General features: G+C 63.2%; 14 protein-coding genes and 1 pseudogene. 5 read left to right on the top strand and 10 right to left on the bottom strand.

All coding sequences use genetic code 11. From position 1 onward, the window contains the following. Positions 1-256: 256 nt before the first annotated feature. From alkB to CAF78_RS28190, 3 genes and pseudogenes are all read right to left on the bottom strand, one after another. Positions 257-901, bottom strand: a complete 645-nt coding sequence (gene alkB / locus CAF78_RS19150; protein ID WP_085676880.1) for a DNA oxidative demethylase AlkB — start codon at positions 899-901, stop codon at positions 257-259. 190 nt (positions 902-1,091) lie between these two features. Next, the gene (locus CAF78_RS28195) at positions 1,092-1,346 is read right to left on the bottom strand and encodes an acyl-CoA-binding protein (RefSeq protein ID WP_158090047.1); all 255 of its coding nucleotides are present in this window, start codon (positions 1,344-1,346) and stop codon (positions 1,092-1,094) included. 1 nt (position 1,347) lies between these two features. Beyond that, a pseudogene (locus CAF78_RS28190) lies at positions 1,348-1,506 on the bottom strand (alpha-ketoglutarate-dependent dioxygenase AlkB); the annotation flags it as partial. Positions 1,507-1,691: 185 nt separating this feature from the next. Here CAF78_RS28190 and CAF78_RS19140 point away from each other — a divergent pair. Continuing rightward, positions 1,692-2,480, top strand: a complete 789-nt coding sequence (locus tag CAF78_RS19140; RefSeq protein ID WP_085676878.1) for an RHS repeat-associated core domain-containing protein — start codon at positions 1,692-1,694, stop codon at positions 2,478-2,480. Between the two features lie 265 nt (positions 2,481-2,745). Here the strand turns inward: CAF78_RS19140 and CAF78_RS19135 are convergent, their stop codons facing one another. The 4 genes from CAF78_RS19135 to CAF78_RS19120 are packed head-to-tail and all read right to left on the bottom strand — an operon-like array spanning position 2,746 to position 8,289. Next, a complete protein-coding gene (locus CAF78_RS19135) occupies positions 2,746-4,191 on the bottom strand; it encodes a curlin (RefSeq protein WP_085676877.1) in 1,446 nt (481 codons plus the stop codon). Positions 4,192-4,207: 16 nt separating this feature from the next. Beyond that, complete coding sequence (locus CAF78_RS19130; protein ID WP_085676876.1) at positions 4,208-4,678, bottom strand: curlin; 471 nt, start codon at positions 4,676-4,678, stop codon at positions 4,208-4,210. A 15-nt stretch (positions 4,679-4,693) separates the two neighbouring features. After that, positions 4,694-6,928 (bottom strand): Ig-like domain-containing protein, encoded by a 2,235-nt coding sequence (locus CAF78_RS19125; RefSeq protein WP_085676875.1) that lies wholly within the window; start codon positions 6,926-6,928, stop codon positions 4,694-4,696. Between the two features lie 32 nt (positions 6,929-6,960). Continuing rightward, positions 6,961-8,289, bottom strand: a complete 1,329-nt coding sequence (locus tag CAF78_RS19120) for a hypothetical protein (RefSeq protein ID WP_085676874.1) — start codon at positions 8,287-8,289, stop codon at positions 6,961-6,963. 283 nt (positions 8,290-8,572) lie between these two features. Between CAF78_RS19120 and CAF78_RS19115 the strand changes: the two genes are divergently transcribed. From CAF78_RS19115 to CAF78_RS19100, 4 genes are read left to right on the top strand one after another with little or no spacing between them, the layout of a single operon-like run. Continuing rightward, complete coding sequence (locus CAF78_RS19115) at positions 8,573-10,486, top strand: sigma-54-dependent Fis family transcriptional regulator (protein WP_085676873.1); 1,914 nt, start codon at positions 8,573-8,575, stop codon at positions 10,484-10,486. Between the two features lies 1 nt (position 10,487). Then, positions 10,488-12,221 (top strand): ABC transporter ATP-binding protein, encoded by a 1,734-nt coding sequence (locus tag CAF78_RS19110; RefSeq protein ID WP_085676872.1) that lies wholly within the window; start codon positions 10,488-10,490, stop codon positions 12,219-12,221. Continuing rightward, entirely contained in the window at positions 12,211-12,882 is a 672-nt protein-coding gene (locus tag CAF78_RS19105; RefSeq protein ID WP_085676871.1) for a S8 family serine peptidase, read from the top strand. Before CAF78_RS19110 ends, CAF78_RS19105 begins: the two co-directional genes overlap by 11 nt. Then, positions 12,875-14,167, top strand: coding sequence for an NAD(P)/FAD-dependent oxidoreductase (locus CAF78_RS19100; protein ID WP_085676870.1), 1,293 nt, complete (start codon positions 12,875-12,877; stop codon positions 14,165-14,167). Before CAF78_RS19105 ends, CAF78_RS19100 begins: the two co-directional genes overlap by 8 nt. Before the next feature lie 132 nt (positions 14,168-14,299). Here the strand turns inward: CAF78_RS19100 and CAF78_RS19095 are convergent, their stop codons facing one another. The 3 genes from CAF78_RS19095 to CAF78_RS19085 form a co-directional block, all read right to left on the bottom strand. Continuing rightward, positions 14,300-14,719 carry a hypothetical protein gene (locus tag CAF78_RS19095; RefSeq protein ID WP_256573945.1) on the bottom strand — a complete coding sequence of 140 codons (420 nt, stop codon included), beginning with the start codon at positions 14,717-14,719 and terminating at the stop codon, positions 14,300-14,302. Between the two features lie 10 nt (positions 14,720-14,729). Further along, a complete protein-coding gene (locus CAF78_RS19090; protein ID WP_218189786.1) occupies positions 14,730-15,875 on the bottom strand; it encodes a PAAR domain-containing protein in 1,146 nt (381 codons plus the stop codon). Beyond that, positions 15,872-16,215 (bottom strand): DcrB-related protein (locus CAF78_RS19085; protein WP_143515070.1); only part of this gene is annotated, 344 nt, incomplete at its 5' end. The genes CAF78_RS19090 and CAF78_RS19085, both read right to left, overlap by 4 nt.

Here is a 16,215-nt window from a genome sequence, read left to right as displayed (position 1 = left end):
CGAGCGCCGCCCGCGCGGCGCATCGCGAGCTGCGCTCGCTCCTACGTTTGTTTCGGGCCAGTATCGCCTGTGAGAGGCGCGCGCGACCGTTTTGTCGGTACGACGCGATATCGCGACATGCGCCAAGGCGTCCGCGCGCAAATCCCACAGGAATGATTGGCCCGAAACAAACGTAGGAGCGAGCGCAGCTCGCGATGCGCCGCGCGGGCGGCGCTCGATCTTACGGGCTCTGCAAATCCATCGTCGAACCCTTGAATCACCCCGCCTTGCGCAAGGTCAGGTTGATCCGCCGCTCGCCCATTCGTGGATGCACACCCGGCTTGACCGGCAACACCCCATGAAAGCGCAGCCGGTCTTCACCCCCCCACACCAGCACATCCCCATGGCTCAACGGAACCCGCTGAGTCCGGTCCGACCGCTGCAACCCACCCAGCAGAAACGCCGCCGGCAACCCCAGTGAAATCGACACGATAGGCTGGCTGAAGTCCTGCTCGTCGCGGTCCTGGTGCAGGCTCAGGCGGGTGCCGGGCAGGTAGTGGTTGACCAGGCAGGCATCGGGCACGAAACCCTCGAAACCGGCCGTCGCCGCTGCACGGCCGGCCAGCTCGAGCAGGACCTGGGGCAGGGCGGGCCAGGGTTGGCCGCTGACCGGGTCGTTGGGGCTGTAGCGATAGCCCTTGGCATCACTGACCCAACCCAGCGACCCGCAATTGGTCAACGCCACTGCCATGTTCAGGCCGCCCGGTGTCTGCATGTGCCGGAACGGCGCGGCACGCAGCACCGGGCGCAGCGCGTCGAGCATTGGCTCGATGACGGCCAGGGCGAAGCCGGGCAGCAACACAGTGTGGCTGGCCAGGCGCTGCGGCTGGGGGCCGAACAGGTCGAGGTCGGACTGGATCATGGGGCCATGGCGCGATGTAGGGATGTCGGCATTGTAAGGCGTACACGGTCATTGTAGGAGTCGCGCTTGCAGGCGATCGAGAGCGCAGCCCTCGCTGAAGGGTGTCGATAGTGACTTGCTGGTAAGGACTGTGAGTTAAAAACGTGCGAGCCACTGAAGCGGCCCGCACATGCAACGTTCTTGTACTCACTCAGAACTTGTTGGCCAGTGCCACGTATTCTGTCTCGGCGCTGTCGCAGCACATGCCTTTGTGTTTGCTCCAGCCGTCTCTCTTGATGTCAGCATCGTCTGCAGGATATTGGGAAAAGTCGATGCCATCGTCCTTTGCAGGATCATAATTTCCATACTTGGCCTGCTTCATGAGCATCCACAAATCCCTTCGGTAGGCTGGGCTTACCTGGGTTTTGAGTTCGCGGAGCTTCTGGATCCAGTGGGGTGTTGACATTGGGCAATACCCCATGAAAGCGCAACCGGTCTTCACCTCCCCACACCAGCACATCGCCATGACTCAATGGAATCTGCTGGGTCCGGTCCGAGCGCTGCAACCCGCCAAACAGGAACACCGCAGGCAAGCCCAGTGAAATCGAAACAACTGGCTGCCCGAAGGATCATGGTCCTCACATCGAACATAACAAGCTCATAATCTAGCGATTCATCCGGCGTGCCTGGCCTAGCACAGATAGCTAGTAACTATAACTGATGGATAGCTTTTTGTACCTGATAAAAATGATAGTTGTGATTTACTGGTTTTTGTTCAAGTGTAATTAGGTATAAGTGTGAGGGAAAGACCATGTTCAAAATTCGGAGCTATACGCCTTACGGCTTTTATTGGGCGTTTAGAGGAAGCTTGGTTGGGTTCAACGGCGAGCGAAGGGATACCATGACAGGTTGTGATTTTCTCGGGGTGGGACGGCGGATATATAGCCCAGTGTTAATGAGATTTTGCTCTGAAGACGGATTGAGCCCATTCTACGAGGGCGGACTGAACGCTTATGCTTATTGCGAAGCTGATCCAGTCAATTATTCGGATCCAAGCGCAATGGCTCGGTGGTCTACAATTGTGCGAGAAAAAGTGCTTGCAAGCGGGCGTCGCGCAGATTTGAAAAGAAAGCTACCGCTCCAAGAGCACCCGATCGATTATAGCTTACGTTCTGCTACCTCTGCTACCTCTGCTAGTTCTACTGGTTCTGCTGGCTTTACTGGCTCTACTAGTTCTGCTAAGAGAACACATGTTGGTCGGGTGAATAAAATATATAGGACGTCTGATCCGCGATCTACGAGTAGTGATTTTTGGGTGAAAATGAATTCTGACTATTCAGATTATAATCAACTGGCAAGTGATATGGTTGATACTTATAACGCTAAGGCAGGCAATTCGCAAAGAGGTGTGCCCCCTACTGTGCTGACAAGCGCGATTGAGTATAAAATCAAAACTGGCGGCGGCAACCTTTCAAAGTGGGAGGGCTTGAGCCAGTATAAAAAATCTAATCAATATAAGAATGAGCGTACGGCTATGGCTGCGCTCCATAATAATATAAATCGAGTGGCGAGGCTGGCGAATGAACTACGCGCAGAGTAGGTGCGCATAAAATGACGCAGTGCGTGGTTTGGCGATCAGTTTCCACAAGACCGAGTCGGTAGAAGTTGCGGCTTGGGGGGCTGAACAGACCGAGGTCGGACTGGAACATGGGTTGTCCCTGGTGGGACCAAGCCTCAACATAAAAAAGGGGGCAATTTGAGAGATCAAGGCTTTGATCTCTATGATTAGGTACAGTATCTACATCACAGAAAAAGGAACCGCGACGCCAGGGAGAGGAGACGCCGCGGTTCAAGGGGGGAGCCGATTAACGTTGGGTAGCGGTGGCCGTGTTGCCGTTGCCCATCTGGCTGATGGTGGCGCTCTGGTAGGCGCCGCTCTGGTTCACGATGGCTGCGTTGTTGGTGCCGCCCTGGGTCACGTAGGCGACGTTGGCGCTGTCAGCCTGCTTGATGGTTGCGCTGTTGCCACTGCCGTACAGCTGCGTGGTGTAGCTCTGGTTGGCGTAGCCGGACTGGTCCAGGTTGATGGTGTTGCCACTGCCGGTGGACGAGCCGTAGGCGTAGTTGTCGGTGCCGCGCTGGTCGGCGATGAGGCTGTTGTCGCTCCCGTTCTGCTCGAAGTACAGCTCGTTGTAGCTGTCGGCCTGCTTGGTCTCCATGGTGTTGCCAGTGCCTTTCTGTTTCAGCGTGGCCAGCTGGTACTCGCCGTTCTGGGTCAGGTTGGCGCTGTTGTTGGTCCCGTCCTGGTTGATGTTGGCGGTCTGGTTCTTGCCGAACTGGCCACCCATCTTGTCGCCTTTCCAGTTGCTGGCCAGGACCTTGTTGCCCGTGCCCTTGCTGTAGATGGTCAGGCTCTGGTTGTCACCGGTCTGGTAGCTGAAGTTGCTGTTGTTCTTGCCACTTTGCGAGACGGTGGTGTTCGAGTTGTTGGTCTCGAACTGATCCGACCAGCTGGCGTTGGACTGGCCTGTCTGATACAGGTTGGCGACGTTGTCCTTGCCGAAGCTCTGGTCGATGTAGCCTTCGTTGGTCTGGCCGGTCTGGTTGACCGTGGCGCGGGCGCCGGTCTGGGTGTCCTGCCAGACTTCCACCGAGTGGCCGGTGCCGTACTGGTCGATGGTGATCGTGCCGCCGTTGCCGTCGCGCTGGTCACCGTAGGCGAAGTTCTGCTTGCCTTGCTGGTAGATCTGCACGTAGCCGTCGTTGTGCAGGATGTGTTCGGAGGCGGCGTAGTTGTCCTGGCCATCCTGGGTGATGTTGGCGCGGTTGTTGCTGCCGCCGAACAGCTGCTCGACGAAGGCTTCGTTGCGCTGGCCGCTCTGGGTGGTGGTGGCCTGGCTGTTGACCTGGGTGTCCTGCCACACGGTCGAACGGTTCTCGCTGCCTTGCTGGTTCTGCAGCGACTGGTTGTTCTCGCCCACCGACTGGCTGGCGAAGGCGTCGTTGTAGGAGCCGGCGGCCTGCTGGGTGATCTGGCTGCCATTTTCGAACAGCTGCTCGCCGTAAGCGGCGTTGTACGAACCACTGGCGGTCTGGTTGATGGTGCTGGTGCTGTTTTCCTGCACCGCCAGGTGGTTGTGGCCCTTGCCGGTCTGGGTCTGGGTGGCCGCGGCGAACGGCGCAACCGTCTGCTGCACCTCGGCGATGTTCTGGTTACCGTTCTGCGACTGGTTCGAGGTGCTGTCGTCAGCCATGACCTGGCCGGCCAGGGCCAGGACGATAGCGGCGCTTAGGGGAGCGAGCTTGAACATGGTGGTGCCTCCAGGTCTATCGGTATTGGGTGATCTGAACACGCTGGCCATTGCCGGCTTGGGTCACTGAACTGCTCAGGCCTGTGCCGGCCTGCTCGATACTGGCGCTGTTGTTGTTGCCGATCTGCTCGATGCTGGCGCTGTTGCTGGTGCCGCTCTGGCGGATCGCAGCGCTGTTGCCATATCCCTGTTGGCTGATGCTGGCCATCAGGTCACTACCTTCCTGCAGGATGTACGCCTCCTGCGCGCCCCCGGCCTGGACGATGCGGCCCAGCAGGGCCTGGCCGTTCTGGTCGAGGGCGGCGCGGTTGCCGTTGCCTTGCTGCTCGATCACCGCCGCCTGACCGGCACCGGCCGGCAGCAGGCGGATGATCACCGGTTCACCGAGGTCGCTGCCGGGTGCAAGGTCGGCGTTGTCCATCAGGTCATCGGCCCCGGCCTGGCCCGCCAGGGCCAGGCTCAGCAGCAGTGGATACAGGCGCTTCATGGCGTTCTCCCGGCCTTACTGCACAGTCACGTTGACGGTACGGGTACTGCCTTGGCTGCTGGTCACGGTGGCGGTCGGTGCGGCCGTCGGGACGATCGTGGTGCTGTTGCTCACTGTCAGGCGCCAGCGGCCGGTCACCGGTACCGTGGTGGTGCCGAGGGTCTGCACGCCAGTGGTGGTGGTGACCCGCACGGTGACGGTGTTGCCGGTGGTCACCGACGAGGTACCGCTGACATCCCAGTTGTAACGGTTGTTCGAGCGGGCCAGGACAGTGGCGGCGGTGACCGTGAAGGTCTCGCCGGCCGCAGGCCGTGGCTGCACGTTGACCGTGACGGTGGCCGGGGCGGATACCGCACCCAGGGAGTCACGCGCCTGGTAGGTGAAGGTGGTGGTGAAGGCCGTCGTCACCGTGGCCGGCGGGGTGTAGCTGACCGTGGTGCCATCGCTGCTCACGGTGCCGCGGCCGGCTGCAGGCTGGGTAAGGTTGGTGACGGTCAGCGGCACGTTGCCTTCTGGGTCGGTGTCGTTGGCCAGCACGTTGATGGTCAGCGGCGCGGCCAGGGTGGTCACGGTTTCCGGGTTGGCGGTCGGGGCCTGGTTGGGCGCGACGTTTACGGTCACCGTGGCCGGTTGCGACTTCAGGCCCTTGGCGTCCATCGCCCGGTAGGTGAAGGTGGCCACCACCGGTTGGGTGGCGCCGGCCGGCGGGGTGTAGGTCACCGCCGTGCTGCCGTTGAGCACCACGCTGCCCTGGCCGGTAGCCGGCTGGGTCACGTCGGTGATGCTCAGTGGGACGTTGCCGTCCGGGTCGCTGTCGTTGAGCAGCAGGTTCATCGTCAACGGCACGCCGACGCTGGTGCTGCCGACATCGGCCTGGGCCAGCGGTGGCTGGTTGGCGGCCTCGACCGGCGCGGTGCCGACGACGACCACCGGCTCCACATCCACACCGCCGTGGCTCGACTTGACCGTGACGGTGGCCGGTGGCTGGGTAACGTCGTTGATGGTGAGGGTCTGCAGGGTGCCGGACTTGGACAGCCGACCGTAGCCCTGGGCGACCATGTCCGGGATCACCACCTCATCGCTGGAGCGCGCTTCGATGGTCAGCCGTTTGCTGGTCCATTCGTAGCGTGCGGTGCTGACCTTGACCACATCGGACAGCTTGCTCGAAATGGCGGTCGGCTGGGTGTTGATGTCGCTGCTGCTGGCGGTCACCACCACCACCGGCGGTGGCGCCACCTGGCTCAGCTGCTGGCTGAAGAACAGCCCGCTGTTGTCCGTGAGCATGCTGAACTGGCAAGGCGCTGGCGGCGTGCCGACCAGGGCCAGGCCGTTACGGAAGCAGACGCTGGCGCCTGTCGGGGCCTTGGCGAACACTTCCACCCGGGTGCCGTTGCCATTGCGCGAGTAGGTGGCCCGTTCCAGCGACGCTGGCAACTGCGGACGCTGGTCGAGCACCTTGCCAGACACCGTGAACAGGTTGGTCTCGATGCGCCCGGGCGGGCCGTCGATGCGAATGAAGTTGGTGCCGAACGGGCTACCCTTGATCGCTTCGGGCCGGTTGGGGTCGCCGATGAAGGTGTCGGTGGTGCCGGTGTCGGGGTTGACGGCGGTATAGGGCGCTCCCACGCCCTGGATGAATGGGCCCAGGGCACCGTTCAGTGCGCCGGTGAAGTTGCCGGGGGCACCGATGCCGATGTCGCGGGTGATGTTGATCGCCCGCCGCCCGGGGGTGGTGACGTTGACCGTCTCGACGCCGTAGGGGTGGGTGATGGTGTAGGTACCGGCGCGGGGGACCGAGACGCGGATACGGATGCGGGCAAAGCTTTGCTGGTCGCCGTCGACCGGGTTTTCGGCAGCGAATGCCGCTTCCAGGCCGGCGACATAGGCGTCGAGTTCATAGCCGCTGTTGCCCACCGCCGGGATGGTGGCTTCGGCCAGGAACCAGAACATCTCCGGTGGCCAGTTGTCGGGGAACACCAGGGGCAGGGTATCGTCGTAGATGCCCGGCTCTGGCAGCAGGGTGCACATGTAGGCCGGTGCACCGGGGGCGCCAGCCACCAGCGTGCTGACGGCGCGTGAGCGGCACAGTTCCAGCGAAAGGCCGTCGGCGTCCTTGTACCACAGTGGGTAGCCGCCGGTGGCAAAGGTATAAGGGCCAGGGTCGACCTCGGACAGCGCGGCCCAGGCGGCGCTGGAGAGCGTGAGGGAGAAACCGGCGGCCAACAGCGCACGGCGTTGCCAAGTGTTCATGCTGCCTCCTTGAAGGCCAAGCCTTTGTCTGTTCATGGCACCAGCACCACGTCTTCGGTGTCGCTGCCGCCATTGGCGCTGGTGACCTGTACCTTGGCCGGCGGGATGGGCGACAGGGTGGCTACCAGGCTTTTCTGTGCGCCGTCGCCAGTGAAGTTGCCGACGAAGGTGCCGTTGCCGGTGTGGGCCGTCATCGCAGGCGGGCTGGTTTCGTCGCTGCTGGTGGCGATCACGGTGAGGGTGGCGTTGGCCAGGCTGTATTCGGCCCGGGTGATGGTGACCAGGTCGGTGAGCGGCAAGCTGGCGGTGGTCACGCTGCTGGAGGGGATGGCCACACTGTTGTCGGCACTGATCAGCATGCTGGTCGGCAGCGCCGGGTTGAGCGCCGACTGGGCATACCAGGTGCCGGTGCCGTTGGCTTCGGTCAGCGGCAGGTTAGGGGTCTGGCTGGTCAGGGTGGCGCTGCCGGGCGGTGGTGGGGCCAGCACGAACACGTCCTGCTGGGCGCGCAGGTCGCCGTTTTCGGTGTGCCGCGAGTAGGTGCTGCGCAGCGGGATCAACGGGGTGGGCCGGACCACGTCGGAGAGCTTGCCGGAAATGGCGAACAGGTCGGTCCGCAGGTCGATGCCGTTAGGGCCTTCGATGCGCACGAAGTTAGTGTTGAACGGGCTGCCGGTGACACGCTCGTTGAGGTTGGGGTCGCCGATGAATCTCTCGCTGCCTTCGGTGTAAGGGCCGTTGACGCTGCGCAGGAACGGCCCGACATCGCCCTTCAGTGCGCCGGTAAAGGTACCGGCGGAGCCGATGCCGATGTCGCGGGTCATGTTGATCGCGCGGCGCCCGGCGGCGGGTACATCGAACACCTCGACGCCGTAGGGGTGGGTGACCACGTAGGTGCCGGCCACGGGGACGTCGACCCGGATCCGCACGCGGGCAAAACTGATCTGGTCGTTTTCGGCCGGATCGCCGCCACCGAACGCCGCCTCGATGGCGGTGCCGTAGGTCAGCGTGACCCCGCGGGCGGCATCGGTGATGGCCGCATCGGCGGTGAACCAGAACGATTCATCTGGCCAGTTGGTCGGGAAGGCCAACGGTTGGGTGTCGTCGAAGATGCCTGGCGCAGGCAACAGGGTGCACATGTACGACGGTGCGCCGGGGGCGCCGGCGACGCGTGAACTCACGGCCTTGGACAGGCACAGGTCGAGGGTGCGGCCATGGGTGTCCTGGTACCAGGCGGCGTAGTGGCCGTTTTCAGGTGTATAGGGCCCGGTGTCGACGGCATACAGCGCTGCCTGCGCCGGGAGCTGGAACAGGCCGGCGACGATCGCCACTGCCAGCGTGTTGGGTATCGGTCGGAGCATGAGTCGGTTCCTCCTGCTAACGGGCCCATGGACTTGGGGCGTCTGGGAGGACTAGGGCAACAGCCGTGCCAATTTTTTCACATTAGGCTGGAGGCCTTGCGGGGCAAGGGCTGCGCTCTTGGTTGCGGGATTTTGCTGTGGCGTGTGCGGTGGGCGGTGTCCCCCAGCATTGGGGGAACTGGGTTGGCGATTGCCGGCTTTACGCAAACGTCAGGCTCAAGCACACTGCTGCAAGTCCTGATGCCCGTTGCCCTGCCTTGCGAGGGCACAGCTGGAGTAGACAATGGCGCGACAATTTCCCATAACAAACGCCCAAGACCCACTGCATGAATCCCGCCAGGCGCGCATGCGCCTGGCCAGCGAAGGCGAACTGCCGCTGGGCATGCTGCGCGACGAAATCGACGCCTCCTGGCGCCGCAGCCTCGGCCATGGCCTGGATTGCCTGCAAGGCGAGCAGGTCGGGCTGGGCCTGGAGCAGGGCCATGACCTGCGCACGTTGCTGGAACGCAACCGGCTGCTGGTGGACGCGGTCACCCCCGAGCTGGACTACCTGGTCGCGCGCCAGGGCAAGGCCGGCATCATCATCCTCGGCGATGCCCAGGCCAATGTGCTGGCCATCGAAGGGCAGAAACACGTGCTGGAGCGCGAAGGCCTGCGCGACCTGCATCCCGGCAGCTGCTGGAGCGAATCGCTACGCGGCACCAACGCCATCGGCACCGCCGTGGTCGAAGGCCGGCCGACGCTGATCAACTGTGGCGAGCATTATCTGGACCGGCTCAGCCCGTTCTCCTGCACTTCGGTACCGCTGCGTGACCCGCGTGGAGAGGTGATCGGCGTGCTCGACGTCACCCGCGAAGGGGTCATGGCCCAGCCGCAGGACAGCCTGAGCCTGCTGATGCTGGCGGCTGGCAATATCGAGAGCCGCCTGTTCGGCCTGTGCCACCCCGAGCAACTGGTGCTGGCTTTCCACAGCCGCCCGCAATACCTCAACAGTGCCTGGCACGGCCTGCTGGCGCTGAGCCTGGACGGCGAGGTGCTGGCCGCCAACGACAACGCCTGCCAATTGCTCCAGGTGCCGCGTCAGGGCCTGATCGGGCGGCGCAGCAGCGACCTGCTGGGCGAGCGTTCACCGGCCTTCATCGCGCGCCTGTGGCAGGGCGGGGTGAGCACCGTGCAAACGGCTAAAGGCGAATTCTTTTTCCGTGCGCTGCAGCTGCCGCGGCACAGCCCGCTCAATGGCAGCGCGGCACAGGCCAAACCGGCAGCGGCCAACCAATCCCTCGCGCTGGATGCCCTGGCCGGCGGTGACCCACGGCTGGCGCGCAACCTGCGCATGGCCCGTCAAGGCCTGGGCAATGGTCTGCCGGTGTTGCTGCTGGGCGAGACCGGTACCGGCAAGGAAGTGGTGGCCCGTGCCCTGCACCAGGCCAGCCCGCGTGCCGACAAGCCGTTCGTTGCGGTGAACTGCGCGGCGATTCCCGAGGGGCTGATCGAATCCGAACTGTTCGGCTACCGTGAGGGCGCTTTCACCGGCTCGCGCCGTGGCGGCATGGTCGGGCGGTTGATGCAGGCCCACGGTGGCACGCTGTTCCTCGACGAGATCGGCGACATGCCGCTGGCCTTGCAGGCTCGGCTGTTGCGCGTGCTGCAGGAGCGCCGGGTGGCGCCGCTGGGCGCGGGCGAGGAGCAGGACATCGACGTGGCGCTGATCTGCGCCACCCACCGCGACCTCAAGCGCCTGGTGCACGAGCAGCAATTTCGCGAAGACCTGTATTACCGGGTCAACGGCGTGTCCCTGCGCCTGCCGGCGCTGCGTGAGCGCGATGACCTGGCGAGCATCATCGAGGGCTTGCTGGACAAGTCCGGCGCCAAGGGCGTGAGCCTCGACCCGGCCCTGGCGGCGCTGCTCGAAGGCTTCGACTGGCCGGGCAACATCCGCCAGCTGGAAATGGTCGTGCGCACCGCCCTGGCCATGCGCGAGGACGGTGAGCAGTTGCTGACCCTCGACCACCTGACCGATTGCCTGCTGGACGAACTGGCCAGCGGCACGACGCCATCGGGCAGCCTCAAGGACAACGAACTGGAATTGATTCGTGGCGCCCTGGCGCGCCACCAGGGCAATGTCTCGGCTGCCGCTGAAGCGCTGGGTATCAGCCGGGCAACGCTGTACCGCAAGCTCAAGCAGTTGCGCGGCTGACATGGGCAACCTGTTCGCCAGGCTGGTGGAATCCGGCAACCCTCTGCTCATGCGCCAGGCCCTGGCCTGGCTGTATGGTTTCGTCCGCCCTCATCGACGGGCCATCGGCGTGCTGCTGGGCTTGTCCTTCGGCGCCTCGCTGCTGGCCCTGGTGCAGCCCTGGCTGGTCAAGACACTGATCGACGAAGGCCTGCTGGCCAAGGATTACCAGACCCTCTGGCACATGGCGGCGATCATGATCGGCGCCGGCTTGCTGGGCACGGTGCTGGCGGGCGTCAACCGCTACCTGCACACGCGCCTGTCGGGGCGCATTCTGTTTGCCCTGCGCGATGACCTGTACCGCCACTTGCAGCAGCTGTCGCCGACCTTCTACGGGCGTCGGCGTACCGGTGACATCCTTTCGCGGCTCGACGGCGATGTCGCCGAGATTCAGCGTTTTGCCGTGGATTCGCTGTTTTCGGCGGTGTCGGCGGTGATTGGCCTGGTCGGCGCGGTGGCGCTGATGCTGATGCTGTCCTGGCAACTGTCGTTGCTGCTGGCCCTGTTGATCCCGATCGAAGTGCTGTGGCTGCGCTGGATGCGGCGCAAGGTCGAGCGCGAGGTGCGCAACCTGCGCGAGCGCTCGGCCGACGTGTCGTCGTTCCTGGTCGAGACACTGCCGGCCATGAAGTTCATCCAGGCCGCAGGCCAGCAGAACCGCGAGGCCGGGCGCCTGGACCAACTGGGGCAGGGCTACATGCGCCAGCTGCTCAAGGTGCAGGTGACCGAGTTTTTCACCCAGGCGATCCCCGGCACCTTGACCTCCTGGTGCCGCGCCTGCGCGTTTCTGGTCGGCGGCTGGTGGGTGATCCAGGGCACCTGGCAGCTCGGCGCGCTGATCGCGTTTTCCACCTACATGGGCATGGCGGTCGGCCCGGTGCAGAGCCTGTTGGGCCTGTACGTGGCGGTGCAGCGCATGGCGGTGAGCCTGGGCCGGGTGATGGAGCTCAAGCAGGAAGCCGTGGCCGTGCGCGAGGCCGAATCGCCCAGGCCCATGCCGCAAGGGCCAGGCGAGCTGCGCCTGGAAGGCGTGAGCTTTGCCCATGACGGGCGCCAGGGCGCGGTGCTGGCGCAGGTCGATGCCTGCATCGCCGGTGGCCTGAAGGTCGCCATCAGCGGCGCCTCCGGCGTCGGCAAATCGACCCTGATCGACCTGCTGCAGCGCTTCTACGACCCGGATGCCGGGCGCATCCTGCTCGACGGCGCCGACCTGCGCGAGCTTGACCTGGCCGCTGTGCGCCAGCGCATCGCGGTGGTCAGCCAGGACATCGTGTTGTTCCGCGGCACCCTGGCGCAAAACCTTGCCTATGGTGCACCACAGGCCAGCCGTGAGGCGCTGGAACGGGTGGTGCAGCTGGCTCATCTCGACAGCCTGGTCGAGAGCCTGCCGATGGGCCTGGACGGGCTGCTCGGCGAGCGCGGCCAGCAGCTTTCCGGTGGCCAGAAGCAGCGCATCGCCATTGCCCGGGCGGTGCTGCAGGCGCCTTCCATCCTGGTGCTCGACGAGGCCACCTCGGCGGTGGACGAAGCCACCGAACGCGAAGTGATTGCTGCCATCGACGCACTGTTTGCCGGGCGCACGCGCATCTTGATCAGCCACCGCGCATCGACCCTGGCCGATGCCGACCTGCACCTGCATCTGCAAGGTGGGCAACTGCGGGTGTTGCCCGAGGAGGCGATCAAGCATGGCCGCTGAATTCAAGGTGGGTGTGATCGACAGTGGTTGTGCGCCATCGCAGGCATTGGTCGCGGCGCGGCGCTTCTGGCTCGACGAGGGGGTGCTGTGCGAGGGTGAGCTGCAACCTGACCGGCTTGGCCATGGCAGCGCCGTGTTGGCCAGCCTGCAAGCCGAGGCCGGCGAGCTGCCGCTGTTGCTGGCCCAGGTATTCACCGAGCAGGGCAGCACCAGTGCCTTGCAGGTCGCCGCCGGGTTGTTCTGGCTGGCCGAACAGGGGGTCGCGATGATCAATCTCAGCCTTGGCTTGCAGCAGGACCGGGCCGTGTTGCGCCAGGCCTGTGCCGAAGTGCAGCAGGCCGGGGTGCTGCTGTGCGCGTCTAGCCCGGCGCAGGGCAGTGCCGTGTACCCGGCTGCGTATCCGGGGGTCATCCGCATCACCGGCGATGCCCGCTGCGCGCCAGGGCAGTGGTCGTGGCTCGGCAGTGCCCAGGCTGATTTCGGGGGCCATGTGGGCGAGCGCGGCCGGGCCGGTGCGAGCCTTGGCTGTGCGGCGGTGAGCGGGCGCATTGCGACACTGTTGCAACAGCAGCCCGGCCTTGACCGGCAACAGGTGTATGCCTGGCTGCAGGCCAACGCTGCGTTCAGCGGCCCGGAGCGCCGAGGTGCGGCAGATGCCTGAACCTCGCATTCTGGTACTGGGCGCCGGGCCTGCGGGTGCCGCCACTGCGCTGGGCCTGTGCCGGCTGGGTTACCCGGTCACCGTCGTCTCCGATTGGCGAAGGTTTGCCGCTGTGGAAGGGGTTTCGCAACGGGTGCTGGAAGGGCTGCGCCATGCCGGCCTGGGTGGCGCCCTGGCCGAGGCGGCGGTGCCAGCGACGCGCCAGGTGCGCTGGAATGGCCAGCACCTGCAACTGAATCAGGAGTTTCTGCTTGATCGCCAGCGTTTCGACCGCGCCTTGCGCGATGACCTGACGCGGGCAGGGGTGACGCTGGTGGAAGGGCGTGTGCGCGAAGTTTCCCGTGCCGAGGGCTACCAGGTACGGCTGGATGACGGGCAGCTGCTGCAGGGCGACTTCCTGGTCGAAGCGCGCGGCCGTCAGGCGCCGTTGGCGGCAGACCGCTTGCGTGGCCCGGAAACGCTCAGCCTGCTCAACCTCTGGCAGTCGGCACCTGGCGAGCCGGCATCGGCAGTGGAAAGCCTGGACGATGGCTGGGCGTGGATGGCCAGGCTTGCCGATGGCCGTTGCTACTGGCAGGTCACGCTGGACGCCGAGGGTCTGCCGGGCAAGGCCGCGTTGCCTGAATACTGCGCCGCGCGCCGACGTGCGTCGGCGCTGGTGGCCGAGTTGTTCGATGCGCGTGCGCTGGAACCTGCGCAGGTGCATGCCCGCAGCAGCACGGCAATCCTCGCGGGCGACTGTGTCGGGGATGACTGGCTGCGGGTGGGCGATGCGGCGATGGCGGTTGACCCATTGTCGGGGAACGGGATTTTCCAGTCGCTGTCCTCGGCGTTGCAGGCACCGGTGGTGATCAACACCTTGCTGCGCCGGCCTGAGCGTGCGGCACTGGCCAGGCAGTTCCATCAGCAGCGGATCGAACAGCTGTTTTTGCGCTTTGCCCGTATCGGGCGGGACTTCTACGGGCAGGAGCTTGAACGCGCAGGGCAGCCATTCTGGGAACGCCGTCGGGTTTGGCCGGATGCGCAGCCGTTGCATCTGGCGGCGGACTGGACGGCGGTGCGGGTGGCGCGGCGGCCGGTGTTGCGTGAGGGGTTGGTGGACGAGGCCGAGGTGGTGGTGACGGCGGATCAGCCGTTGGGTGTGTGGCATTTGCAGGGGATCGAGTTGGCGCCGGTGGTGCTCAGATTGCTTGCAGGTGGAGCGCTCGATGCCGTATTGGATGGGAAGCCGGTGGAGCATCAGATGATGCTGCGGCGATGGCTGGTTGAGCAAGGTTATCGTTGAGCGCGCAGAGCGTGCTGGGCAAGGAGGTGCAGTATCTAGCGAACAACTGCAGTCGGCTCAAGATATTGGAGAGTTCATGGTTAGTAAACCGTACTCTAGCAATCACAACCCCTCAACAAAAAGCCAACGCCTCTAGCTAAACTCCTGAACGTCCGCATTCTCCAAGCCAAACCTCTTGAGCAGTCTATTTGCTTCCTCCGAAATAACCAGGCGATGATCCTGAGCTAAACCGAAATCCGACACGCCCGCTACGCCGCTGACTTTCAACCAAACAAACACCGGAAGCACTACATCTGGACTTAACTCTTCAAATGTTTCGGACTTTTTAATATCAACTGGACTGAAACTACACCCCGAAAGGCCAGCTTCTTTTATTGTGGAAGCAACCACCTCAGTAACAATAAAGCACGGAAAAGATTCAAGAAGTTGATCGCCAAGCCAGTCATCAAATTCATACTCTAAAAAGTGAACAACTGGGGGGTACGCTGAGCCATCCAGAACTGTCCCATCACCCAGCCCGCCAGCCACCTCTGGCTCAATATAATAGTACATAACGCTAACCTCATCTGATTGGGGGCTTGAACTCAGCCCCAAACATACCATCAATCTCGGTCGCCTTGTCAAGCAACTGCTGCTTGGTTGGGCTGGGGAATTCCCGATAGAATTTATTCCATTCTTTTCGAATTCCACTCAAGTGCAATCTTGAATTATGTTCCTTAGGAATACCTCTTAAGTTTTCGAGCGAATGAATCTCATCATTTCTCACCAACCCTGGATAACGATTTTGAACCTGTTGCTCAACGGCATGATGAACGACAACTTTTCCTCGCTGCTCAGGATACGCACTGAAAAATGTAGCCCTGTAATCATCAGAAGAAGCCTTGCCAAAAGTTGCTCGCGGCTGAAAATCTTCGCTTGAAGCGCTTAGGCCTTTTGAGTGTCTATGGGTGACTCTCAAATTTCCTAAGTTCGATCCAAGCCCACCATTTGGTTGAACTCCATACCTCGCTGTCAGCCCGCCCACGACGACAGCGCTGCCAAAGGCGATCAACTTCTGTTCATCTGACCCTTCACCGTAACGACCTCCGCCAAAGCGATAGCCTGCAGTACCGCCAACCACCCCCCCAAACATCCCCCAGAGCGTCATTGCCGGCCCCACCAACGCCACCGCACTGGCAACCCCCACTCCAAATACCGCCGCCTCAAGCCATCCGGGTACTTCTGGAGCGATCTCATCCGTGGTCTCGGTATCACCGCCGATAAACACATTCGATGACCCTGCACTAATTCTCCCGTCACAGACCGTACTGTCCCCAACCCGTGCAGCAGGTTGTCCGTTGATGTAAACCGTGCGACTGCCTTGAGCCAGGGTTTGCGGCACGCCGGGATGATCGGAGCACAGCGCTTTATCGACATGCGCTCTGGCAGCGGGCCTGCCATTGATATGCACGTTGTCGGAGCCTGAGGTAATCCACCCGGTCTCGCGTTGAGCATGCGAAAGACTTCCCAGCAACTGACCAATCCCAGCGCCTGTTGCGGCGCCAGCGCCGATCATGGCCGCAATCGCCAAACCACCCAGCCCACCGGTTCCGACCACTGCAATTCCGACCAGCACCGCTCCGGCACCCAGAGCAAGGCCGCCCAACAAGCCGCTCAATGCACTGGAGTGTTCTATTGGATCATCTTGTCGCGCGGCGGCGCCGGTCATACGGCGGCTGCCTTATCAACTTCCGTTGTGCGTAGCTCCAGGCTGCCGGTCATCTCTTCGAAAGCACTGCGCTCGATAGCGGTCATGCCTTTGGGATTGTTGCTGGTTGCCGTGAGCTGGATCAGGAGCGGGCATCCATGTTCGTCCCGGTGCAGAAAAATCAGCTGAATCTGGTGCACGGGCTGACCTTGTTGACGCCAGCGCAACTCGGCTCGTCTAGCCTCCACACCTGCCACCTCGACAGCTGAAAGCGGCTCGAGCCATTGAAGATGAGCGAGTGATTTTTCTAATTCCTTCAACAACTGTTGTGAAAGCACTTCCAGATCTACATCGGGTGAAA

The organism is Pseudomonas sp. R28(2017) (assembly GCF_002112505.1).
Taxonomy (GTDB): domain Bacteria; phylum Pseudomonadota; class Gammaproteobacteria; order Pseudomonadales; family Pseudomonadaceae; genus Aquipseudomonas.
Note: the sequence above shows the minus strand (reverse complement) of the source record. Positions and strands in the feature narration are given on the sequence as shown.